Source organism: Massilia agri (assembly GCF_024753255.1).
Taxonomy (GTDB): Bacteria; Pseudomonadota; Gammaproteobacteria; order Burkholderiales; family Burkholderiaceae_D; genus Telluria; species Telluria agri.
In genome coordinates this window covers 74,566-97,337 of the sequence record NZ_JANUHA010000009.1, presented here as the reverse complement: position 1 = coordinate 97,337, position 22,772 = coordinate 74,566, and the positions used below count along the sequence as shown (strand labels likewise).

Below are 22,772 nucleotides of genomic sequence, written 5' to 3'. Positions count from 1 at the left end.
GGCGCCGTGCCGTACACAATACAAAAATGTCATGATACGGCGCTTTGCGGCCGTAGTGTTGATCAGGATAGGTTTTCCGATTTCAAGCGACGCCACAGTGTCGTGCGGCTGATGCCCAGGTGGCGGGCGGCGGCGTCGCGCTGGCCGCCGAAGCGCGCCAGCACCTCGGCCAGGTTTTCCCGGGCCGGGTCTGCCAGGGGGATGGCAGGGCCGTCCTTGCCGGCACCTAGCTCTGGGGCAATCGATAATAGGAAACTTGGCGTCAGCGCCTGCAGCGGTTCGCCGGCCAGGAACAGGGCCAGGCGTTCCATCAGGTTGCGCAGCTCGCGCACATTGCCTGGCCAGTCGTAGGCTTCCAACAGCGGCGTGCAGGCCCGGATCTCCGCATGCAGGTTCGGATGCGGCTTGGCGTCGACGGCCGCCAGCGCATGCTTGAGCGACCATTCGGCGAGCGGCACGATGTCCTCCCTGCGCGCGCGCAGCGGCGGCAGAGCCAGGCGCAGAACGGCAAGACGATAGAACAGGTCGGCGCGGAAGCGCCCCTCGCGCACCCGCGCTTCGAGGTCGCAGTGGGTGGCGCTGATCACGCGCACCGAGATCGGCACCGGCCGCGTGCCGCCCACCCGCATCACCTCGCGCTCCTCCAGCACCCGCAGCAGGCGCGTCTGCAGGCCGAGCGGCATCTCGCCGATCTCGTCCAGGAACAGGGTGCCGCCGTCGGCCGCCTCGAACAGGCCCGCATGGCCGCCGCGGCGCGCGCCGGTGAAGGCGCCTTCCTCGTGGCCGAACAGTTCCGATTCCAGCAGCGATTCCGCGATCGCGCCGCAGTTCACCGCCACGAAAGGCCGGTTGGCGGCGCGCCGCAGGCCTTCGCGGTGGATGGCCTGGGCCACCAGTTCCTTGCCGCTGCCGGTTTCGCCCTGGATCAGGACCGTGGCCGGCGAGCGCGCGTACAGCAGCACCGTCTGGCGCAGCCGCTCCATCGCGGCGGACTCGCCGCGCAGGTCGTGCAGGCCGCGGCGCGCGCGGCGGGTGTCGTCGTTGCGTACCTGGCGCCCGCGCTTGGCTTCCAGCCGCGTCAGGCGCGCCATCTCGAGCGCGTCGTCGAAGGCCTGGCGGATCGAGGCCGCCGAGTACAGGAAGACCCCGGTCAGGCCGGCCTCCTCGGCCAGGTCGGTAATCAAACCCGCACCGACGATAACCTCGATGCCCGCCGCTTTCATTTCGTTGATGCCGGCGCGCGCGTCTTCCTTGGTGGCGTAGCTGCGCTGGGCGATGTCGATGCCGAAGGTGCTGGCGAAGTCGGCCAGTTCGCGCAAGGGTTCCTGGTAGGTGATCACGCCGATGCGCGGCGACACGCGGCGCGCCCGCGCCAGGGCCTGCATGACGTCGAAGCCGCTGGCCTTGGCCACCACCACCGGCACCGGGATGCGGCCGCGCAGATAGGCCGCGTTGGAGCCGGCCGCGATCACCACGTCGCAAGGTTCATGGGCGAGGCGCTCGCGCAGCACGCGCGCCGCTTCCTCGAAACCGAGCTGCAGCGGCTCGATCGCGGCCAGGTGGTCGTATTCGAGCGTGATGTCGCGGAACAGGTCGGACAGGCGCGATACCGACACGGTCCAGATGACCGGTTTGTCGCCGCCGTCGTGTGCGCCGCCTTGCGGACTGCTGGTGGAGTAGGGCATGGCGGCAAGTGTAGCCGATCCGGGTATGGCCTTCCATGTTGAGCCGCATATTGACACTTCGGCCTGTCAGTTTCACGTAAGAAGGGCGTAAGACTGAGGTAAGGGCAGGCCCGTAGCATGGGTCTCAGCCTGCAGCAAAAGGCATCATAAATATCAGGAGACACAAGTGGAACAAGACGTCGTACAGCGGGTCAAGTCCGACCCCGATTACCGCAAGCTGGTCGCCAAGCGTTCGCGCTTCGGCTGGATTCTCACCTGGAGCATGATGGTCGTGTATTACGGCTTCACGCTTCTCTGCGCCTTCGACAAGGAACTCATGGGCGCCCGCATCGGCTCGGGCGTCATGACCTGGGCCATCCCCGCGGGCATCTTCGTGATCCTGTTCACGATCGTGGTCACCGCCATCTACGTGCGCCGCGCCAACAGCGAATACGACGAGCTGACCGAGGCCATCAAGGCCCGCGCACTCGCGAAGACGAAGGTGGCCGCATGAACGCCCGCCACCTCCTCGCACCCGGCTTGCTGCTGTCGAGCGCCGCCGCGCTCGCCGCGCCGGACCTCGGCCAGGCCACCCAGCAGGCCACCAACTGGACCGCGATCAGCATGTTCGCGATCTTCGTCGTCCTGACCCTGTTCATCACCAAGTGGGCCGCGGCCAAGACCCGTTCGGCCTCCGACTTCTACACCGCCGGCGGCGGCATCACCGGCTTCCAGAACGGTCTCGCGATCGCGGGCGACTTCATGTCCGCCGCCTCCTTCCTGGGCATTTCGGCGGCCGTCTTCCTGGACGGCTTCGACGGCCTGATCTACGCGATCGGTTTCCTGGTCGGCTGGCCCGTCATCACCTTCCTGATGGCCGAGCGCCTGCGCAACCTGGGCCGCTACACCTTCGCCGACGTCGCCGCCTACCGCTTCCACCAGAAGCCGATCCGCGTGTTCGCGGCCTCGGGCACCCTGGTGGTGGTGGCCTTCTACCTGATCGCGCAGATGGTCGGCGCCGGCCAGCTGATCAAGCTGCTGTTCGGCCTCGAATACTGGATCGCCGTCGTCATCGTCGGCATCCTGATGATGGTCTACGTGCTGTTCGGCGGCATGACCGCGACCACCTGGGTGCAGATCATCAAGGCCGTCATGCTGCTGGCGGGTGCCTCCTTCATGGCCTTCTCGGTGCTGGCGCAGTACAACTTCAGCCCCGAACAGCTGTTCGCCACCGCGACCGAGGTGCACGCCAAGGGCGACTCGATCATGGGTCCGGGCACCTTCCTGAAAGACCCGATCTCGGCGATCTCCTTCGGCATGGCGCTGATGTTCGGCACCGCCGGCCTGCCGCACATCCTGATGCGCTTCTTCACGGTCCCGAGCGCGAAGGAAGCACGCAAATCGGTGCTGTGGGCCACCACCTGGATCGGTTATTTCTACCTGCTGATCTTCATCATCGGTTTCGGCGCCATCGTCCTGGTCGGGACCAATCCGGACTTCAAGGATGCGGCCGGCAAGCTCCTGGGCGGCAACAACATGGCGGCGGTCCACCTGGCCAAGGCCGTGGGCGGCGACATCTTCCTGGGCTTCATCTCGGCAGTGGCCTTCGCCACCATCCTGGCGGTGGTGGCCGGCCTGACCCTGTCGGGCGCCTCGGCGGTCTCGCACGACCTGTACGCCACCGTGTTCAAGAAGGGCAAGGCGAGCAGCGTCGACGAACTGAAGGTCTCGAAGATCACCACCATCGCGCTCGGCGTCATCGCCGTGCTGCTGGGGATCGCGTTCGAGAAGCAGAACGTCGCCTTCATGGTGTCGCTGGCCTTTGCGATCGCGGCCTCGGCCAACTTCCCGGTGCTGTTCATGTCTGTCCTGTGGAGCAAGTGCACCACCCGCGGCGCCACCGTGGGCGGCTTCCTGGGCCTGGCCACCGCGGTCATCCTGACCCTGGTGTCGAAGTCGGTATGGGTCGACGTGCTCGGCAACGCCGCGCCGATCTTCCCCTACACCTCGCCGGCGATCTTCTCGATGGCGGTGGGCTTCATCGGCATCTGGTTCTTCTCGGTCACCGACAAGAGCCCGCGCGCCGCGATCGACAAGGCCGGCTTCGAAGCACAGGAAGTGCGTTCGGAAACCGGCATCGGCGCCGCCGCAGCATCGGCACACTGAGCATTCCGTTTCAGCCGAAACCCCGCTGCGGCGGGGTTTTTTTGTTGCTACAATGTTTCACTCTGCGTTTCGCGGTGTGTTTCATTGAAACATCGATGCGTGGCAATTTCACCCCAAGTTATTGATTTTTCGTGTGGAACAGCACTGGCACGGCGCTTGCATTACCCAAGCGTATTCGAGCAACGCTTCATTGAAAGGTTCAGTATGACTTACCAATCCGCCGGCGCCGCCTTCCGCAAGGCCGTCCAGGAAGAATCCCCGCTACAGGTCATCGGCGCCATCAACGCGAATCACGCGCTGCTGGCCAAGCGCGCCGGCTACCGCGCCATCTACCTGTCGGGCGGCGGTGTCGCCGCCGGTTCGCTGGGCCTGCCCGACCTGGGCATCTCCGGCCTGGAAGACGTGCTGATCGACGTGCGCCGCATCACCGACGTGTGCGACCTGCCGCTGCTGGTCGACATCGACACCGGTTTCGGCGCCTCCGCCTTCAACGTGGCGCGCACCGTGCGCTCCCTGATCAAGGCCGGCGCCGCCGCCTGCCATATCGAAGACCAGGTCGGCGCCAAGCGCTGCGGCCACCGTCCGGGCAAGGAAATCGTCGCCAAGGACGAGATGGTCGACCGTGTGAAGGCCGCCGCCGACGCGCGCACGGACGAAGACTTCGTGATCATGGCGCGCACCGACGCGCTGGCGGTGGAAGGCCTGGACGCCGCGATCGAGCGCGCTGTCGCCTGCGTGGAAGCCGGCGCCGACATGATCTTCCCCGAAGCCATGACGAGCCTGGAGATGTATAAACAGTTTGCCGACGCCGTGAAGGTGCCGGTGCTGGCCAATATCACCGAGTTCGGCTCGACCCCGCTGTTCACCCTGGACGAACTGAAGAGCGCGAACGTGAGCATCGCCCTGTATCCGCTGTCGGCCTTCCGCGCCATGAACAAGGCGGCCGAGAACGTGTACAACGCGATCCGCCGCGACGGCACCCAGAAGAACGTGCTGGACACGATGCAGACCCGCGCCGAACTGTACGACCGCATCGACTACCACAGCTACGAACAGAAGCTCGACGCGCTGTTCGCCCAGAAGAAAACCAAATAAGGAGCCACGCACATGAGCACCCAGAACATCGAAACCCCCGCCTTCAAGCCGAAGAAATCGGTGGCCCTGTCCGGCGTCGCCGCCGGCAATACCGCCCTCTGTTCGGTGGGCAAATCGGGCAATGACCTGCACTACCGCGGCTACGACATCCTGGACGTGGCGACCACCTGCGAATTCGAGGAAATCGCCTACCTGCTGGTGCACGGCAAGCTGCCCACCGTGGCCGAACTGAAGGGTTATAAAGCCAAGCTGAAATCGCTGCGCGGCCTGCCGCAGGCCGTGAAAAGCGCGCTGGAAGCGCTGCCGGCCGGCGCCCACCCGATGGACGTGATGCGCACCGGCGTGTCGGTGCTCGGCTGCGTGCTGCCGGAGAAGGACGACCACAACCTGGCCGGCGCGCGCGACATCGCCGACCGCCTGATGGCCTCCTTCGGCTCGATGCTGCTGTACTGGTACCACTTCAGCCATAACGGCAAGCGCATCGAGGTCGAAACCGACGACGATTCGATCGGCGGCCACTTCCTGCACCTGCTGCACGGCGAAAAGCCGCGCGAATCCTGGGTGCGCGCGATGCACACCTCGCTGATCCTGTACGCGGAACACGAGTTCAATGCCTCGACCTTCACCTCCCGCGTGATCGCCGGCACCGGTTCCGACCTCCACTCGGCCGTCACCGGCGCGATTGGCGCGCTGCGCGGTCCGAAGCACGGCGGCGCCAACGAAGTGGCGCTCGACATCCAGAAGCGCTACGAGAATGCCGACGAAGCCGAAGCCGACATCCGCAACCGCGTGGCCAACAAGGAAGTCGTGATCGGCTTCGGCCACCCGGTCTACACCATCAGCGACCCGCGCAACGTGGTGATCAAGGAAGTGGCGCGTTCGCTGTCGCAGGAAGCGGGCTCGATGAAGATGTTCGACATCGCCGAACGCCTGGAATCGGTGATGTGGGAAGTCAAGAAGATGTTCCCGAACCTGGACTGGTTCTCGGCTGTCTCGTACCACATGATGGGCGTGCCGACCGCCATGTTCACCCCGCTGTTCGTGATCTCGCGCACCTCGGGCTGGGCCGCGCACATCATCGAGCAGCGCATCGACAACAAGATCATCCGCCCGAGCGCGAACTACGTGGGTCCGGAAGACCTGCAGTTCGTGCCGATCGCCGATCGCAAGTAAGCTTCGACAGGATAGGGCCGGCCGGGATGCGATCCCGCGCCGGCCAATCACATGAGTATCGCCATGAACACCAATCACCGCAAACCCCTCCCCGGCACTTCGCTGGACTACTTCGACACGCGCGCCGCGGTCGAGGCCATCCAGCCGGGCGCCTATGACACGCTGCCCTATACCTCGCGCGTGCTGGCCGAGAACCTGGTCCGCCGCTGCGACCCGGCCAGCATGACCGATGCGCTCAAGCAGATCATCGAACGCAAGCGCGAGCTGGACTTCCCCTGGTTCCCGGCGCGCGTGGTCTGCCACGACATCCTGGGCCAGACCGCCCTGGTCGACCTGGCCGGCCTGCGCGACGCCATCGCCGCACAGGGCGGCGACCCGGCGCTGGTCAATCCGGTGGTCCCGACCCAGCTGGTGGTCGACCACTCGCTGGCCGTCGAGTGCGGCGGCTTCGACCCGGACGCGTTCGAGAAGAACCGCGCCATCGAGGATCGCCGCAACGAAGACCGCTTCCACTTCATCGAGTGGACCAAGAAGGCCTTCCAGAACGTCGACGTAATCCCGCCGGGGAACGGCATCCTGCACCAGATCAACCTCGAGCGCATGTCGCCGGTAATCCAGAGCGAGAAGGGCGTCGCTTACCCCGATACCCTGGTCGGCACCGACTCCCATACCCCGATGGTCGACGCCCTGGGCGTGATCGCGATCGGCGTGGGCGGCCTGGAAGCCGAGAGCGTCATGCTGGGCCGCGCCTCGTACATGCGCCTGCCGGACATCGTCGGCGTCGAGCTGACGGGCAAGCCGCAACCCGGCATCACCGCCACCGACATCGTGCTGGCGCTGACCGAGTTCCTGCGCAAGTCGAAGGTCGTCTCCGCCTATCTGGAGTTCTACGGCGAAGGCGCATCGAGCCTGACCCTGGGTGACCGCGCCACGATCTCGAACATGGCCCCGGAATTCGGCGCCACCGCCGCGATGTTCTACATCGACGAGCAGACCATCAAATACCTGCGCCTGACCGGCCGCGAGGAAGAGACCGTCCAGCTGGTCGAGGCCTATGCCAAGGAAGCGGGCCTGTGGGCGGACAGCTTGGCGACCGCCCAGTACGAGCGCGTGCTGTCCTTCGACTTGTCGACCGTCGTGCGCAATATCGCCGGCCCATCGAACCCGCACAAGCGCGTGCCGACCTCGGAACTGGCGGAGCGTGGCATTGCCGGCAAGGTCGAAAACGAAGCCGGCCTGATGCCGGACGGCGCCGTCATCATCGCGGCCATCACCAGCTGCACCAACACCAACAACCCGCGCAACATGATCGCGGCCGGCCTGATTGCGCGTAACGCGAACCGTGCTGGCCTGCTGCGCAAGCCCTGGGTCAAGAGCTCGCTCGCGCCCGGATCGAAGGCTGTCGCCCTGTACCTGGAAGAAGCCGGCCTGATGCCGGAACTGGAAAAGCTGGGCTTCGGCGTGGTCGCCTTTGCCTGCACCACCTGCAACGGCATGAGCGGCGCGCTCGACCCGACGATCCAGCAGGAGATCATCGAGCGCGACCTGTACGCGACGGCCGTCCTGTCGGGCAACCGCAACTTCGACGGCCGCATCCACCCCTATGCCAAGCAGGCCTTCCTGGCGTCGCCCGCGCTGGTGGTGGCCTATGCGATCGCCGGCACCATCCGCTTCGACATCGAGAAGGACGTGCTGGGCCTTGACGCCTCCGGCAAGGAAATCCGCCTGGCCGACCTGTGGCCGTCGGACGAAGAAATCGATGCGGTGGTGGCGAGCAGCGTCAAGCCGGAACAGTTCCGCAAGGTCTATACGCCGATGTTCGCGCGCGTGGTCGACGACGGAGCCAGCGTGAGCCCGCTGTACGACTGGCGTCCGACGAGCACCTACATCCGCCGTCCTCCCTACTGGGAAGGCGCGCTGGCCGGCGAGCGTACCCTGGCCGGCATGCGTCCGCTGGCGGTCCTGGGCGACAACATCACCACCGACCACCTGTCGCCGTCGAATGCGATCCTGCCGGATTCCGCCGCCGGCGAATACCTGGCGAAGATGGGCCTGCCGGAAGAGGACTTCAACTCCTACGCGACCCACCGGGGCGACCACCTGACCGCGCAGCGCGCGACCTTTGCGAACCCGACGCTCAAGAACGAGATGGTGGTCGACGCGATGGGCAATGTGAAAGCCGGCTCGCTGGCGCGCATCGAGCCGGAAGGCCTTGTCACCCGCATGTGGGAAGCGATCGAGACCTATATGGAGCGCAAGCAGCCCCTGATCGTGATCGCCGGCGCCGACTACGGCCAGGGCTCCTCGCGCGACTGGGCGGCCAAGGGCGTGCGCCTGGCGGGTGTGGAAGCCATCGTGGCCGAAGGCTTCGAGCGCATCCACCGCACCAACCTGGTCGGCATGGGCGTGCTGCCGCTGGAGTTCAAGCCGGGCATGAACCGCCTGACCCTGGGCATCGACGGCACCGAGACCTTCGACGTGATCGGCGAGCGTACGCCGCGCACCGACCTGACCCTGGTCATCCATCGCAAGAACGGGGAGCGGGTCGAAGTCCTGGTGACCTGCCGTCTCGATACCGCCGAGGAAGTGGCGATCTACGAAGCGGGCGGCGTGCTGCAGCGCTTCGCGCAGGACTTCCTCGAGTCGTCGGCCCCGAAGGCCGCCGCGTAATCGCAAACGTGATGTGAACGCGTGGGCGAGGGATCGCCCACCCTACGGTGATCGATGTTCGTAGGGTGGGCAGGTCTCCTGCCCACGCGGTCAAGCAGCGTTCGAATCGCCCATAAGGATTCACATGGCACATACCCCCCAAATCAAGATCCCCGCCACCTATATGCGTGGCGGCACCAGCAAGGGCGTCTTCTTCCGCCTGCAAGACCTCCCGGAAGCTGCGCGCGTGCCGGGTGCGGCGCGTGACGCGCTCCTGCTGCGCGTGATCGGCAGCCCCGACCCCTATGCCAAGCAGATCGACGGCATGGGCGGCGCCACCTCGAGCACCAGCAAGACCGTCATCGTCGCGAAAAGCGAGCGCAAGGACCACGACGTCGACTACCTGTTCGGCCAGGTCTCGATCGACAAGCCTTTCGTGGACTGGAGCGGCAACTGCGGCAACCTGTCCTCGGCGGTCGGCTCCTTTGCCATCGCGAGCGGCCTGGTCGACCCCGAACGCGTGCCGCAGGACGGGATGGCATTGGTGCGCATCTGGCAGGCGAACATCGGCAAGACCATCATCGCCCACGTCCCGATGACGAAGGGCGAAGTCCAGGAAACCGGCGACTTCGAACTCGACGGCGTGACCTTCCCGGCGGCCGAGGTGCAGCTCGAATTCCTCGACCCGGCGGCCGAGGAAGAGGGCGCCGGCGGATCGATGTTCCCGACCGGGAACCTGGTCGACGAGCTCGAGGTGCCCGGCGTCGGCACTTTGCAGGCGACCATGATCAACGCCGGCATCCCGACCATCTTCGTCAATGCCGAAGCGATCGGCTACAAGGGCACCGAGCTGCAGGAGGCCATCAACGGCGACCCGCGCGCGCTGGCCATGTTCGAGACGATCCGCGCCCATGGCGCCGTGCGCATGGGCCTCATCAAGAGCGTCGAGGAGGCGGCCAAGCGCCAGCACACGCCGAAGGTGGCTTTCGTGGCCAAGCCGGCCAGCTATGTCGCCTCCAGCGGCAAGCAGGTGGCTGCCTCCGACGTTGACCTGCTGGTGCGCGCGCTCTCGATGGGCAAGCTGCACCACGCGATGATGGGCACGGCGGCCGTGGCGATCGGCACCGCTGCCGCCATCCCCGGCACCCTGGTGAACCTGGCGGCCGGCGGCGGCGAACGCAGCGCGGTGCGCTTCGGCCACCCTTCCGGCACCCTGCGCGTGGGCGCCGAGGCGGTGCAGGTGGACGGCGAGTGGCAGGTGGCGAAGGCGATCATGAGCCGCAGCGCCCGCGTGCTGATGGAAGGCTGGGTGCGCGTGCCCGGCGACTGCTTCCAAACGACGTAACTATGATGGGCCGCAACAACGCGGCCCATTTTTTGTGCTTGTTAGTTTTGGAGACACAGCGGTTTGTGGTTTATGATTGCCAAAAGGCAAGTTAGCCGGACGACAATCACGAGACCATGGACCGATACGCCAGCGAGTTGCCCTTCGCGGACGAAAGCAGCGCCGACCGCGAGGTCGAGCACGCGATGCTGCGCGTCGCCTTGCGCGAGCAGCACGCCATCCTCGAAAACGCGCCGGTCGGCATCGTTTTCACGCTTCCCGGGCAGTTCAAGTCCTGCAATCCGCGCGTCTGCGAGATGCTCGGCTATTCCTATGCCCAGCTCGCGCGCATGCATCCGGCCGAGGTCTTCGGCTCGCCTGCCGCCTACCAGGCGCTGACCGACGAAGCCTATCCGGTACTGGCCAGCGGCAGCCTGTTCGAAAAGGGCGAGCATCCCTTCCGGCGCCGCGACGGTTCGATGATGTGGGCGCGGCTGCGCGCCCGCGCCGTCGATCCGGCGGTGAAGGAGGCCGGTACCATCTGGATCGTCGAGGACGTCACCGAGACGCGCCAGGCCATGATCGAGGTGCAGGCGATCATGACGAATGCCTCGATCGGCATCATGTTCGCGCGCAATCGCGTCATCCAGCGCTACAACCCGGCCTTCGGCGCCATGTTCGGCTACCGCGACGGCGAGGCGCTGGGCCGCTCGACCCGCATCCTGTACCGGGACCAGGAGAGTTTTGCCGCCATGGGCGACGCCGCCTACTCGCAACTCGCGCGCGGCCACGCCTACCGCGCCGAGACCGAGATGGTGCGCAGCGACGGCGGGCGCATCTGGGTGCAGATGAACGGTTACCTGTTCAACGCCGAGGATCCGGAGCAGGGTTCGATCTGGATGATGGAGGACCGCACCCGCGAGCGCGCCGACGAGATCCAGCTGCGCAATGCGCTGATGGAGAACCGCGCCATCCTCGACAATGCGGTGCTGGGCATCGCGGTGGTCGAGGACGGCATGACCCTGCATTGCAACAGCAAGATGGAAGAGCTGTTCGGCAGCGAGGCCGGCGGCATGGACGGCACGCCCGTGCGCGCGCTCTACCCGAACGAGGCCGCCTTCGTCGCCGCCCGCGCCGAGACGGCGGCGAGCTTCGCGGCGGGGCAGGTGCACACGGCCGAAGTCGAACTGCGGCGGCGCGACGGCCGGCGCTTCTGGGCGCGCCTGTCGGGGCGCCTGTTCGACGTCGCCGACCAGCGCGGGCGCAGCGTCTGGCTGCTGGACGACATCACGGCGCGGCGCGAAGCCGCCGAGGCCGTGCGGCGCGCGCGCGACGAGCTGGAACTGCGGGTGGCCGCGCGCACCGCGGAGCTGGCCGGCGCCAACAAGCTGCTGCGCGAAGAGATCGTCGAGCGGCGCCAGGCCGAGGCGCGGGTGCACCACATGGCCTACCACGACAGCCTCACGGGCCTGCCGAACCGCGCGCTGCTGTCCGACCGGCTCGACTGCGCCCTGCGATCGAGCCAGCGCAACGGCCGCAGGCTTGCCGTCATGTTCATCGACCTGGACCGCTTCAAGAACATCAACGATTCGCTCGGCCACGCCACGGGCGACCACCTGCTGCGCGAGGTCGCCAGGCGCCTGTGCCTGGCCGTGCGCCACAGCGACACCGTGGCGCGCCTGGGCGGCGACGAATTCGTGGTGCTGCTGCCGGACGTCGGCGGCGCCCAGGAATGCGGCCAGGTCGCCGACAAGATCATCGAGGCCCTGGCCACGCCCATCCCCTTCGAGGGCCACAGCCTGCACATCTCGCCCTCGATCGGCATCTGCCTGTGCCCGGACGACGGCGGCGACGTCGACACCCTGATGCGCCACGCCGACGCCGCGATGTACCACGCCAAGGCCTCGGGCCGGAACAACTACCAGTTCTTCGACCAGCGCATGAACCAGGCGGCGGCGCGCCGCTTCGAGCTGGAATCGAGCCTGCGCGGCGCCCTGCAGCGCGGCGAGTTCGAGCTGCATTTCCAGCCCATCGTCGACACGGCATCGCACCGCCTGCACGCGCTCGAGGTGCTGCTGCGCTGGCGGCGCGACGGCGAGACGCTGGTCGGGCCGGACGAGTTCATTCCGATCCTCGAAGAGAACGGCATGATCGTGGCGGTCGGCGAGTGGGTCATCCGGACCGCCTGCGAACAGAGCATGGCCTGGCAGGCCCAGGGCCTGGCCGCCGTGCCGCTGGCAATCAACCTGTCGGCGCGCCAGTTCATGCACGACGGCCTCGTCGATTCGATTCGCCGCATCGTCGGCGAGACTGGCATCGACCCTTCGCTGGTGGAATTCGAGATCACCGAGACCGCGCTGATGCAGCACGGCGGGCAGACGCTCGAGATCCTGCGCCAGATGAACGGCATGGGCATGCGCCTGTCGATCGACGACTTCGGCACGGGCTACTCGAGCCTGGCCTACCTGAAGCGCTTCCCGGTTCGGAAAATCAAGATCGACCGCGCCTTCGTGCGCGAGCTCGAGGCCAGCGCGGAGGACCGCGCCATCGTCGCGGCGGTGATGGCGCTGGCGAACAGCCTGGGGCTGTCGGTGGTGGCCGAAGGTGTCGAGACCGAAGGGCAGGCGGGCCTGCTGCACGGCCACGGCTGCCAGTATGCCCAGGGCTACCTGTTCGCGCGGCCGCTGCCGGCCGGCCAGGCGGCGCGGCTGCTCAAGCGGGATTGCGCCACGGACGTGCTCCCAGCGACTGCTTGATTCGCAGCCTGGCCGGCGGCCTTTGACGTTTAGTCGGCCAGCGTCGCGACCACCGGCGCGTGATCCGAAGGCTGCTCCCACTTGCGCGTCTCGCGGTCGATGTGGCAGGCGCTGCAGCGTTCGGCGAGTTCTTTTGTCAACAGGATGTGGTCGATGCGCAGGCCTCGGTTGCGGCGGAAGGCCATCTGGCGGTAGTCCCACCAGCTGTACTGCTTCTCCGGCTGCTCGAAAAGGCGGAAGGCATCCTGCAGGCCCATGTCCATCAGGCCCTGCATCGCTTCGCGCTCGGGCGGCGTGAAGTGGATGTGGTTTTCCCATTCCGCCGGATCGTGCACGTCGCGCGCTTCCGGCGCGATGTTGTAGTCGCCCAGCAGGGCCAGGCGCGGGTGCGCCGCCATCTCTTGCGCGATCCACTCCTTCAGCGCGGCCAGCCAGGCCATCTTGTAGGCGAACTTGTCGCTGCCGATCTCCTGGCCGTTCGGCATGTAGGCGCAGACGATGCGCATGCCCCCGATGGTGGCGGCGAGGATGCGCTGCTGCTCGTCCTCGAAACGCGGGTTGTTCTTTTGTACGTCTTCGATCGGGTGCCTGGAGAGAATGGCGACGCCGTTATAGGTCTTCTGGCCGGTGAAGGCGACCTGGTAGCCGGCTTGCCCGAGCTCGGCGACCGGAAACTTGTCGTCGGTGAGCTTGGTTTCCTGGATGCAGAGCACGTCCACGGGATTGGCTTCCAGCCAGTTCAGCAGGTGGGCGAGGCGGACTTTCAGCGAATTGACGTTCCAGGTGGCGATCTTCATGGTCGGCGAAGCGAATATAGGCAAATAAACAAAGCGGCATCATAACCGTTTGCAAGCCCGGCCGGGAGCGGGGTATTTGCGCATTGATCGCAAAGCAAACATGTATGCTGGATAAAAATACGCCGATGTGACAGTTGTATTGATGCCTGAATCAGGGCAATTGTTGTTGAGATGCCCACAATATTGCGTGCGGAGCAATTTGCTATGTTAGAATCACTTAATAGAATACTAAAAGTATGTGACAGTTTTATGCAAACGGGGCTGTAAAACCATTCGTAAAAGCATTAAACTAGCGCCAAAGCATGTAACACTGTTTCTACATGGGAATAGAGTTATTGCGTTGATGCAACTAAGGTTGTACTATTTGCAGACTGACCTCAGTTCGGATTTTCTTGAATGTCCGCGCAATCGTGCGGACGGGTAGGGAAGCCTGAAATGCTATATTTCGAAATATTGTTCTTTCAATAGCAGATGATGAAACCGGACGCCGATTTACAAAGGACTGAAATGCGCACTGCATTTGAAGCGTGGGCCCAGCGCGAAGGCCACATCACCCGCCGCCGCGAAGACAAGCCGGAGGAGTATCTCGTCTATGAAACCCAGCGCCGCTGGGTGATCTGGCAGGCCGCCCTGACGCACGGCGCCAAGGCAGCCGCCGAAGCCCCGTCGAAGTTCGCCAAGGAGCCGCAGGCGGCCGCCGTCACCCAGGACGAAGCCGCGGTCCGCAACCGCGTGCTCAACGAAGTGCTGGACGCCTTCAGCGAACTGGACGAAGCCGCCGGCATGGAAGGCGTGCTCAAGGTCATCCAGGGCCTGAAGAAGAAGCAGAAGGACGTGGCCGAAGCCAAGGCCTGATTTGGCCGGGCCCACCCGCTACCGCCACTACAAGGGCGGACTCTATGAGCTGGTCTGCGAAGCCGTACTGGAAGCGGACCACACGCCCGTGATGGTCTACCGCGGCCAGGACGGCGCCGTCTGGGTGCGCCCGAAGGCGGCCTTCTTCGAAACCGTCGTCCATGACGGCGTGGCCATGCCACGCTTTGCACTCCTCGAAAGCGACTGACCCTTCAGACTTTCCGCATGCCTGCCGTAAATGGGGCATGAAGTGTTTTCTGGCGGGTTCCATGTCGCGTTATCTCTCCCTCTTGCTGGCCGCGCCGCTGTTGCTCAGCGGCTGCGCCACGCTGTCCGATTCTCCCCAGCAGCAGCTCGAACTGCATGCCGTGCTCGACCACCAGGAAGTCGGCGGCGTGGGTTGCGTGCTGAGCAATGACATGGGGCGCTGGTTCGTGGTCCTGCCGAACCGGGTCACGGTCACCCGCAGCACCAGGCCGCTCACCGTCAGCTGCAAGAAGGATGGCCTGGCGGTGGCGCGCGAGAGCCTCGGTTCGCGGGCGGACACGGCCAGCCTGATGGGCAATGTGGTCATCAGCGCGGGCCTCGGGGCACTGGTCGACCGTCATTCGGGCGCGGGCTATTCCTATCCGGCGAATTACACGGTGCTGCTGCAGCCGGTGACATCGCCGGATGCCTTGGCCTACGAGCAGCGGGTGAACAGTCCGGTGTTCTGAGCGTGTCCACATAAAGAAACAGCCCCGCAAGCGGGGCTGTTTCTCTTGGTGAAAGAATATTTCACCAAGTGTGCACGGATGAAATTTTATTTCACACGCGGTTCAGCAGGAAGGTGGTCAAGAGCGGCACCGGACGGCCGGTCGCGCCCTTGGCCGCGCCCGATTTCCAGGCGGTGCCGGCGATGTCCAGGTGGGCCCAGGTGTACTTGCGGGTGAAGTTCTCCAGGAAGCAGGCCGCGGTGATCGAAGCGGCGCCCGGGGTGCCGATATTGGCCAGGTCGGCGAAGTTCGACTTCAGCTGCTCGTTGTAGTTCTCGCCCAGCGGGAAGCGCCATGCCACGTCGCCGGCCTGCTTGCCGGCGTCCAGCAGTTCCTGGGCCAGGGCGTCGTGCGCCTCGTCGTGGCGGGTGAACAGGCCGCTGGTGTGGTGGCCCAGGGCGATGATGCAGGCGCCGGTCAGGGTGGCGATGTCGACCACGGCGGCCGGCTTGAAGCGCTCGGCGTAGGTGAGGGCGTCGCACAGGATCAGGCGGCCTTCGGCGTCGGTGTTCAGGATCTCGATGGTGAGGCCGTTCATCGAGGTCACGATGTCGCCCGGCTTGGAAGCGCGGCCCGAAGGCATGTTCTCGCAGGCGGCGACGATGCCGATGACGTTCAGCTTCAGGCCCATCTCGCCGATGGCGCGGAAGGTGCCCAGCACCGAGCCGGCGCCGCACATGTCGTACTTCATCTCGTCCATGTTCGGGCCCGGCTTGATCGAGATGCCGCCGGTGTCGAAGGTGATGCCCTTGCCGACCAGGACCACCGGCGCATCCTTCTTGTTGCCGCCCATGTGTTTCAGGACGATGAACTTCGGCGCCTCGTCGCTGCCCTTGGCCACCGACAGGAAGCTGCCCATCTTCAGCGCTTCCAGCTGCTTGCGCTCGAGCACTTCGATGTCGAAGCCGTACTCGTCGGCCAGCTGGCGCGCGGTATTGGCGAGGTAGGTCGGGGTGCAGACGTTCGGCGACAGGTTGCCCAGTTCCTTGGTCAGCTGCATGCCGTTCGAGATGGCGATGGCCTGGGCCAGCACCGGCTTGAGGGCGGTGGCGGCATTGGCGGCGTCGGCCGCGATGACGATCTTGCGCACGCCGGCAAGCGCCGGGTCCTTCTTGCTCTTTTGCGTATCAGTGCGGTGTTCGGTCTCATTGGCGGCGATCACAAGTGCGCGCACCGCCCAGTTGACGTCGCGGTCTTTCACATCCACGAGCGGGAATGCGATAATGGCATCCTGGCTGCCCAGGGTACCGAACACTTTCAGCGCCGCGCCGACCGCGGTGGTGAAGGTCTTTTCGGCGATCTGGGTGTCAGCGCCCATGCCGACCAGCAGCACGCGCGCCGCGCTAACGCCCTTCAGCCCGCGCAGCAGCAGGGTCGAACCGGCCTTGCCGCTGATGTCGCCGGACTTGAGCGCCGCGGTGATGTCGCCGCCGGCGTCGAGGGCCTGGGCGGCTTGCGACAGCTTCTTGTTCTCGAACACCGCGACCGCCACGACGCCCGCTTTCGCTGCGGCGAGGGTGTTCTTGGTGTCGAATGCTTTTATGCTAAAGTCCATTTTTGGTTCTCCGGTTCGGTGATTTTGCGGCACATCGCCTTGTGGGCATGTCGCTCTTAACCAGCAATTATAGCTATTTATTGAATGATATTTCGACGCGCCCTGCAACGTGAATTGGCCAGTTCGGCCGGCGCCACCTTTACGGTGCTGTTCACCGTCCTGGTCACCTGGACCCTGATCCGCGTGCTTGGCAGCGCCGCCGGCGGCAAGGTCGCTTCAGGCGACGTGCTGGCCCTGATCGGTTTCGCCATCCTCAGCTACCTCCCGGTCATCCTCACCCTCACCACCTTCATCGCGGTGCTGGCCGCGGTCACGCGCAGCTACCGCGATTCCGAGATGGTCGTCTGGTTCGCATCGGGCATGTCGCTGCGCCGCTGGATCGGGCCGGTGCTGACCTTCGGCCTGCCCATCATGGCCCTGGTGGCCGTGCTGGCCCTGGTCGTGACGCCCTGGGCGGCCATGAAGCGTACCGAATTCGTCGAGCGCTTCCAGAAGCGCGAAGACCTGAAAAGGGTGGCCCCCGGCCAGTTCCGCGAATCCTCGTCCTCCGACCGCGTCTTCTTCGTGGAGCGTTCCACCGCCGGCGCCACCGTGGTGCAGAACGTCTTCGTCAACTCCAATGACGGCAAGCGCAATTCCGTCGTGGTTGCGAAAGAGGGCGTGATCGAGACCGACGCCAAGGGCGGCCAGTACCTGGTGCTGACCAATGGCCGCCGCTACCAGGGCACGCCGGGCCAGGCCGATTTCCAGTCGATGGAATTCGAGCGCTACAGCATGCGGGTCGCGACCAAGATGCCGGTGCTGGGCGCCGACACGCCGATCAACGCGCTGCCGACGTCCGCGCTGCTGCAGGTCGAGAACCAGTACACCCGCGCCGAACTGCTCTCGCGCATCTCGGCCCCGATCGTCTGCCTGGTGCTGATGCTGCTGGCGATCCCGCTCGGCTTCGTCAATCCGCGCGCGGGCAGCTCGGCCAACATGATCCTGGCGCTATTGATCTTCTTCACCTATAACAACCTGACCAAGCTGCTGGAAAAGAGCGTCCAGCGCGGCAAGCTGGACTTCGCGATGGCCTGGTGGCCGCTGCACCTGCTGGCGGCCCTGGCCGTGCTGGCCCTGTTCGCCTGGCGCCTGAACGTCAACCACCGCTGGCACCCGCTGGTCCTGATCAATGCCTGGAAGCGCAGGCGCATCGTGCATCCGCCTGCACAGGCGCCGGCCAAGGTGGAGGCCCAATGACCATCCTGCAACGCTATTTCGCGGTCAGCATCATCCAGGCCGTGTCCTTCGTGGCGGTCGCCTTTCTCGGCCTGATCTCCTTCATGGACCTGAGCGGCGAGCTGCCTTCGGTGGGCAAGGGCGGCTACGATTTCCAGAACGCGCTGATGTACGTGCTGCTCCAGATGCCGGGCAATGTCTACCAGGTGATGCCAGTGGCCGCCCTGATCGGCACCATCTACACGATGGCGCAGTTCGCCTCGAGCTCGGAATTCACCATCATGCGCGCCTCCTCGATGTCGACGCGCACGGCGGCCGCCATGGTGTTCAAGGTCGGCATCCTGTTCGTGCTGGTCGCCTTCGTGTTCGGCGAGCTGATCACGCCGCGCACCGCGCCGCTGGCCGAGCGCGTGCGCCTGGCCGCCAAGGGTTCCACGCTGTCCGCCGAATTCCGTTCCGGCATGTGGACCAAGGACAGCATCCACACCGAGGGCGTGAAGGGCCCCGTGATCGGCACGCGCTTCTTCAACGTGCGCCAGATCCGTCCGGACGGCCAGCTGGTCGACGTGCGCCTCTACGAATTCGACCCGAACATGCGCATGCGCGCCCTGATCACCGCCACCGGCGGGCGCTACCAGGGCAACAACACCTGGCGCCTGACCGGGGTCAGCGAAACCCTGTTCAGCAACAGCCGCGAGCTGCCCGCACCGGGCACGCCGCGCCCCGAGGGCCAGAGCCTGCAGGCCGCCTTCGGCCAGGAGACCCTGGCCGTCAGCACGCGCAAGCTCGAGTCGCTCGAACTGGCCTCGGAGATCACGCCGAAGATCCTGTCGGTCTCGCGTTCCGACCCCGAACGCATGTCGGCCAACGAACTCGCCGTCTACACGCGCCACCTGGCCGAGAACCGCCAGGAAACCGACCGCTTCAAGGTCGCCTTCTGGAAGAAGATCATCGACCCGCTGTCGATCCTGGTCCTGATGGCGCTGGCCCTGCCTTTCGCCTACCTGCACACCCGCAGCGGCGGCGTGAGCCTGAAGATCTTTGTCGGCATCATGATCGGCGTGAGCTTCCTGCTGCTCAATGCCCTGTTCTCGCACCTGGGCGTGCTGACGGCCCTGCCGGCCTTCTTCACGGCGGCGGCGCCCAGCATCCTGTTCTCGCTGCTGGCCATCGGGGCCCTGTGGTGGGTGGAGAGACACTGATGAAACGCGCCCTGGTCCTGTTCGCCCACGGCGCCCGCGCCGCCAGCTGGGCCGCGCCCTTCGAACGCCTGCGTGACGGCTTGCGCGAGCAACTGCCCGGCACGCCGGTCACCCTGGCCTTCCTCGAACTGATGGAGCCTCGGCTACCGGAGGCGGTGACGGCGCAGGTGGCGGACGGTGTCGACGACATCACCGTGGTGCCGGTCTTCCTGGGGCAGGGCGGCCACCTGCTGCGCGACCTGCCGGCCTTGGCCGAGCAGATCCGTGCGGCCCATCCGGGCCTGCGCCTGCAGCTCGCCGGCGCGATCGGCGAAGACCCCGGCGTGCAGGCCGCGATGCGCGACTATTGCGTGCGCAGCCTCGGCAATGTCTAGGCTGTAATGACGTCCTGACAGATTTTTGACACCCTGTCCAGTCCGCTGCTGACAAGGGGCTAACACCCCTGGCATACGCGACAATGTTCCGTTATATTCGCGCGATATTTCCACGCGGAATGTAATTTCTCCATTTCAAGTCGGCTTGCCGTACGGCATTATTGGGACCTGTTCAGGCCAGCGCGTTCTGCGCTGCCAGCTTTCCAGGAAAATCCCCCATGAGCATTATCGACTACGCGCCCGTCGGCATCGTCGACGATCGTGACACCCTGTTGACTTCCCTGCAAAGCGGCGCCGTTGCCGCCACGCTCACCGCCGTCGACACCGGTCCCCTGACCGGCGGACGCTGGGTCATCGACGCCCAGTCGAACCCGGGCCTGTTTTCGATTGCCTACAATCCGGCCGTCGACGAGACGGCGCGCCTGGTGCTGAACAATGCGGCCCTCCTGCCCGAGGTCGGCGCCGCGACCACGGTGACCGTGCACTACTACGACAAGAACCAGCTCGACGCCTGGGGCAACCCGCGCGCCGGCACCGGTTTTACCCAAACCCTGATCTACAACGTGGAAGCGGGCAGCACCCGCGAACTCGACGGCTTCGGCAGCGACCTGGGCCTGGGCCTGGCCAGCAGCGGCGCCAGCCCGGAACTGGCCACCCTGTCGACCGGCCAGTTCCTGGCAGTATGGGAATCGCGTGACGGCGCGATCAACGCCCAGGTGCGCGACGCCGCGGGCGGCGCGGCGACCGGCGTGTTCGCCATCACCGCCGCGAACGACGGCGTGACGGAAAGTGCTCCGGCCGTGGCAGCGCTTTCGGACGGCCGCGCCGTCGTCGCCTACACCAGCATGGCCTGGGGCACGCCGCGCGTGAGCTACCGCATCACGGACTCCTGGGGGAATCTCGGCCAGGAAGTCGTGGTCGGCGCCGGCGGCGACACCGGCATGCCGGACGTGGTCGCGCTTGCCGACGGCGGCGCCGCCATCGCCTGGCGCGTCGGGGGACAGATCCACGTGCGCACCCTTGACGCGGCCGGCAACCTGCTCGCCGGCGAACAGGTCTACGGCAAGCTCGGCACCGCCTTCAGCCCGAGCCTGGCGGCAGTCGGCGGCAGCTATGTGGTGAGCTGGGGCGAGATCGGCGACGGCAACGTCTACGCGGCCCTGAACGGCGGCGCACCTTTCCTCGCCAGCGGCGACGGCCTGGCCGCCACCCTGGCGACCGCAGCCCCGCTGCCGTCGATCACGACGCTCGCCGGCGGCGGCTTCGTCGTGGCCTGGGACAGCTATGCCAACTCGCCCTGGGGCTATGCCGCCAGCGACATCTTCTTCCAGATGTTCGACGCGGCCGGCAACCGCATCGGCGGCATGACCCAGGCGAACGTCGATGGCGGCAGCGGCCGTTTCGACGCCCACGTCACCGCGCTGTCCGACGGCGGCTTCGTCGTGACCTGGGAATCGCAGTCCGGCGACTTCGACGGCAACGGCGTGTTCGGCCGCCGCTTCGGCGCCGACGGCGCGGCCCGCGATGCGCGCGAGTTCGCGATCAACGAGTATCGCCAGGGCGACCAGTCGCACGTGGCCGTCACCGCCCTGTCCAGCGGCGGCTTCGCCAGCGCCTGGGTCGACACCCAGGCCGACGGTTCGTCGACTATCGAGGCGCGCGTGCTGGCGGGCGAGGTGCCGGTGAATGTGCCTGAGCTGGTCTCCGTGGCGCCGGTGCCGGTGCCGCCGCCCGCACCGACTCCAACGCCAAAGCCAACTCCTACCCCAACTCCTACGCCCACCACCCCGACCGGCTCGGGCAGCGGCAACACCAATGGCGGCGGCTCGTCGACCGCACCCGGCCTGACCGGCAACAATGGCGCCGACCAGCTCAAGGCCTCGGCCGGGAGCCAGAAGATCGACGGAATGGGCGGGATCGACACCGTGGTGTTCGGCGGTCTGAAGAAGCAGTTCGACATCATGATCGGCGCATCCTCGGTGACCGTGAAGGACCGTACCGGGACCGGCGGCAGCGACACCCTGGTCAATGTCGAGCGCCTGTCCTTTGGTGACGTCTCGGTCGCGCTGGACATCGACGGCAACGCCGGCCAGGCCTACCGGCTCTACCAGGCGGCCTTCGATCGCACCCCGGACCGGGGCGGCCTCGGCTTCTGGATCAAGATGCTCGACAAGGGCCTGACGCTGCAGGAGATCGCCCCTGGCTTCACCGACAGCGCGGAGTTCGACCAGCTCTATGGCGTCGACAACAGCAACGCAGATTTCGTTGGCCTGCTGTACAGCAACGCGCTGCACCGCACGCCGGACGCGGAAGGCTTCGACTTCTGGATGGCTGCCCTGGACAAGGGCTATTCGCGCAGCGACCTGCTGGCCTACTTCAGCGAAAGCGCGGAAAACCAGGCGCAGGTGATCGGCTCGATCCAGCACGGCATCGAGTTCACGCCCTACGGTTGATCGGGAGGCGGTGGCTAGCCCTGGTGTTCGCGCCGGGCCATGGCCTCGCCCAGCATCACCAGCACCGGGCCGTGGCCGGGTTCCAGGCCGCGCGCCAGGTCCGCCAGGCTCATGCGCTCGATGCGTTCGTCGGCCCGGCTGCAGTTCTCGATGATCACGACCGGTAGTCCGGCGCGCCGGCCCTCGGCCAGCAGGCGCTCGGCGGTAGCCGCGGCTTCGCGGCCTCCCATGTACTGCACCAGGGTGTCGGTTTCCGGTAGCGCCGGATGGTCGGGCTGGTCGGGCGCCGTGCTCGAGGTGAAGAAGGCGACGCTGCGCGCCACGCCGCGCTTGGTGAGGGGCTGCTTGGTGGCCGCCGCGGCGGCGACCGCCGTGGTGATGCCGGGGACGATCTCGACCTCGATGCCGGCCGCTTCCAGCGCGCGCAGTTCCTCGTCGGCGCGTCCGAACAGCATCGGGTCGCCGCCTTTCAGGCGCACGATGTGCCGGTACTTGCCGGCGCAGTCGACCAGCTGCTGGTTGATGAGGGTTTGTGCGGTGGAGCGCTGGCCCGAGCGCTTGCCGACGGAGATCAGCTCCGCCTGGCGGCACAAATCCAGCATCTCGGGGGTGACGAGGGCGTCGTAGAGGACGACGTCGGCCTGCGCCAGCAGGCGCGCGCCGCGCACGGTGATGAGGTCGGCGGCGCCGGGTCCGGCGCCTACCAGATAGACTTTGCCCAGTTCCGCCATACCTC

18 protein-coding genes are annotated in these 22,772 nt (G+C 66.2%); 14 read left to right on the top strand and 4 right to left on the bottom strand.

From position 1 onward, the window contains the following. Positions 1-62 precede the first annotated feature (62 nt). Positions 63-1,685 (bottom strand): propionate catabolism operon regulatory protein PrpR, encoded by a 1,623-nt coding sequence (gene prpR, locus NX780_RS14175; protein ID WP_258828519.1) that lies wholly within the window; start codon positions 1,683-1,685, stop codon positions 63-65. A gap of 166 nt (positions 1,686-1,851) precedes the next feature. Here prpR and NX780_RS14170 point away from each other — a divergent pair, with 166 nt between their 5' ends. The 7 genes from NX780_RS14170 (at position 1,852) to NX780_RS14140 (ending at position 12,827) form a co-directional block, all read left to right on the top strand. Beyond that, on the top strand, positions 1,852-2,178 hold the full coding sequence (locus NX780_RS14170; RefSeq protein WP_258828518.1) for a DUF485 domain-containing protein: 327 nt from the start codon (positions 1,852-1,854) through the stop codon (positions 2,176-2,178). Then, entirely contained in the window at positions 2,175-3,830 is a 1,656-nt protein-coding gene (locus NX780_RS14165; RefSeq protein WP_258828517.1) for a cation acetate symporter, read from the top strand. Before NX780_RS14170 ends, NX780_RS14165 begins: the two co-directional genes overlap by 4 nt. A gap of 204 nt (positions 3,831-4,034) precedes the next feature. Further along, on the top strand, positions 4,035-4,925 hold the full coding sequence (gene prpB, locus NX780_RS14160) for a methylisocitrate lyase (protein ID WP_258828516.1): 891 nt from the start codon (positions 4,035-4,037) through the stop codon (positions 4,923-4,925). 12 nt (positions 4,926-4,937) lie between these two features. Further along, entirely contained in the window at positions 4,938-6,098 is a 1,161-nt protein-coding gene (prpC, locus tag NX780_RS14155) for a bifunctional 2-methylcitrate synthase/citrate synthase (protein ID WP_258828515.1), read from the top strand. Between the two features lie 63 nt (positions 6,099-6,161). Further along, positions 6,162-8,768: a Fe/S-dependent 2-methylisocitrate dehydratase AcnD gene (gene acnD / locus NX780_RS14150; protein ID WP_258828514.1), complete on the top strand. Its 2,607-nt coding sequence runs from the start codon at positions 6,162-6,164 to the stop codon at positions 8,766-8,768. 124 nt (positions 8,769-8,892) lie between these two features. Then, positions 8,893-10,092, top strand: a complete 1,200-nt coding sequence (prpF, locus tag NX780_RS14145) for a 2-methylaconitate cis-trans isomerase PrpF (RefSeq protein WP_258828513.1) — start codon at positions 8,893-8,895, stop codon at positions 10,090-10,092. 116 nt (positions 10,093-10,208) lie between these two features. Next, positions 10,209-12,827: a sensor domain-containing protein gene (locus NX780_RS14140; RefSeq protein ID WP_258828512.1), complete on the top strand. Its 2,619-nt coding sequence runs from the start codon at positions 10,209-10,211 to the stop codon at positions 12,825-12,827. Positions 12,828-12,856: 29 nt separating this feature from the next. On the opposite strand, the gene xth is transcribed toward NX780_RS14140, so the two are convergent. Beyond that, positions 12,857-13,624: an exodeoxyribonuclease III gene (gene xth / locus NX780_RS14135; RefSeq protein WP_258828511.1), complete on the bottom strand. Its 768-nt coding sequence runs from the start codon at positions 13,622-13,624 to the stop codon at positions 12,857-12,859. 507 nt (positions 13,625-14,131) lie between these two features. Here xth and NX780_RS14130 point away from each other — a divergent pair. From NX780_RS14130 to NX780_RS14120, 3 genes are all read left to right on the top strand, one after another. Then, positions 14,132-14,479 carry a phiTE_015 family protein gene (locus tag NX780_RS14130; RefSeq protein ID WP_258828510.1) on the top strand — a complete coding sequence of 116 codons (348 nt, stop codon included), beginning with the start codon at positions 14,132-14,134 and terminating at the stop codon, positions 14,477-14,479. A 1-nt stretch (position 14,480) separates the two neighbouring features. After that, positions 14,481-14,687, top strand: a complete 207-nt coding sequence (locus NX780_RS14125) for a DUF1653 domain-containing protein (RefSeq protein WP_258828509.1) — start codon at positions 14,481-14,483, stop codon at positions 14,685-14,687. A gap of 61 nt (positions 14,688-14,748) precedes the next feature. Further along, positions 14,749-15,195 carry a hypothetical protein gene (locus NX780_RS14120; protein WP_258828508.1) on the top strand — a complete coding sequence of 149 codons (447 nt, stop codon included), beginning with the start codon at positions 14,749-14,751 and terminating at the stop codon, positions 15,193-15,195. A gap of 91 nt (positions 15,196-15,286) precedes the next feature. Here NX780_RS14120 and NX780_RS14115 read toward each other — a convergent pair whose 3' ends face one another. After that, positions 15,287-16,789, bottom strand: coding sequence for a leucyl aminopeptidase (locus tag NX780_RS14115; protein WP_258828507.1), 1,503 nt, complete (start codon positions 16,787-16,789; stop codon positions 15,287-15,289). An 84-nt stretch (positions 16,790-16,873) separates the two neighbouring features. On the opposite strand from NX780_RS14115, the gene lptF reads away from it, so the two are divergent. From lptF to NX780_RS14095, 4 genes are all read left to right on the top strand, one after another. Beyond that, a complete protein-coding gene (gene lptF / locus NX780_RS14110) occupies positions 16,874-18,028 on the top strand; it encodes an LPS export ABC transporter permease LptF (protein WP_258828506.1) in 1,155 nt (384 codons plus the stop codon). Beyond that, positions 18,025-19,209: an LPS export ABC transporter permease LptG gene (lptG, locus tag NX780_RS14105; protein WP_258828505.1), complete on the top strand. Its 1,185-nt coding sequence runs from the start codon at positions 18,025-18,027 to the stop codon at positions 19,207-19,209. The genes lptF and lptG overlap by 4 nt, the downstream gene beginning before the upstream one ends. Beyond that, positions 19,209-19,583, top strand: a complete 375-nt coding sequence (locus NX780_RS14100; RefSeq protein ID WP_258828504.1) for a sirohydrochlorin chelatase — start codon at positions 19,209-19,211, stop codon at positions 19,581-19,583. Before lptG ends, NX780_RS14100 begins: the two co-directional genes overlap by 1 nt. A 218-nt stretch (positions 19,584-19,801) precedes the next feature. Further along, positions 19,802-22,036, top strand: coding sequence for a DUF4214 domain-containing protein (locus tag NX780_RS14095; RefSeq protein WP_258828503.1), 2,235 nt, complete (start codon positions 19,802-19,804; stop codon positions 22,034-22,036). Positions 22,037-22,050: 14 nt separating this feature from the next. Here NX780_RS14095 and cobA read toward each other — a convergent pair whose 3' ends face one another. After that, positions 22,051-22,767, bottom strand: coding sequence for a uroporphyrinogen-III C-methyltransferase (gene cobA, locus NX780_RS14090; RefSeq protein WP_258828502.1), 717 nt, complete (start codon positions 22,765-22,767; stop codon positions 22,051-22,053). Between the last annotated feature and the right edge of the window lie 5 nt (positions 22,768-22,772).

Excerpts from the sequence above, each read along its gene's own strand:
- NX780_RS14140 (WP_258828512.1), top strand. The coding sequence starts at position 10,209 with ATGGACCGATACGCCAGCGAGTTGCCCTTCGCGGACGAAAGCAGCGCC.
- NX780_RS14165 (WP_258828517.1), top strand. The coding sequence starts at position 2,175 with ATGAACGCCCGCCACCTCCTCGCACCCGGCTTGCTGCTGTCGAGCGCC.
- cobA (WP_258828502.1), bottom strand. The coding sequence starts at position 22,767 with ATGGCGGAACTGGGCAAAGTCTATCTGGTAGGCGCCGGACCCGGCGCC.
- acnD (WP_258828514.1), top strand. The coding sequence starts at position 6,162 with ATGAACACCAATCACCGCAAACCCCTCCCCGGCACTTCGCTGGACTAC.
- NX780_RS14095 (WP_258828503.1), top strand. The coding sequence starts at position 19,802 with ATGAGCATTATCGACTACGCGCCCGTCGGCATCGTCGACGATCGTGAC.
- prpC (WP_258828515.1), top strand. The coding sequence starts at position 4,938 with ATGAGCACCCAGAACATCGAAACCCCCGCCTTCAAGCCGAAGAAATCG.
- lptG (WP_258828505.1), top strand. The coding sequence starts at position 18,025 with ATGACCATCCTGCAACGCTATTTCGCGGTCAGCATCATCCAGGCCGTG.
- NX780_RS14115 (WP_258828507.1), bottom strand. The coding sequence starts at position 16,789 with ATGGACTTTAGCATAAAAGCATTCGACACCAAGAACACCCTCGCCGCA.
- NX780_RS14120 (WP_258828508.1), top strand. The coding sequence starts at position 14,749 with ATGTCGCGTTATCTCTCCCTCTTGCTGGCCGCGCCGCTGTTGCTCAGC.
- lptF (WP_258828506.1), top strand. The coding sequence starts at position 16,874 with ATGATATTTCGACGCGCCCTGCAACGTGAATTGGCCAGTTCGGCCGGC.
- prpF (WP_258828513.1), top strand. The coding sequence starts at position 8,893 with ATGGCACATACCCCCCAAATCAAGATCCCCGCCACCTATATGCGTGGC.
- NX780_RS14100 (WP_258828504.1), top strand. The coding sequence starts at position 19,209 with ATGAAACGCGCCCTGGTCCTGTTCGCCCACGGCGCCCGCGCCGCCAGC.
- prpR (WP_258828519.1), bottom strand. The coding sequence starts at position 1,685 with ATGCCCTACTCCACCAGCAGTCCGCAAGGCGGCGCACACGACGGCGGC.
- xth (WP_258828511.1), bottom strand. The coding sequence starts at position 13,624 with ATGAAGATCGCCACCTGGAACGTCAATTCGCTGAAAGTCCGCCTCGCC.
- prpB (WP_258828516.1), top strand. The coding sequence starts at position 4,035 with ATGACTTACCAATCCGCCGGCGCCGCCTTCCGCAAGGCCGTCCAGGAA.
- NX780_RS14130 (WP_258828510.1), top strand. The coding sequence starts at position 14,132 with ATGCGCACTGCATTTGAAGCGTGGGCCCAGCGCGAAGGCCACATCACC.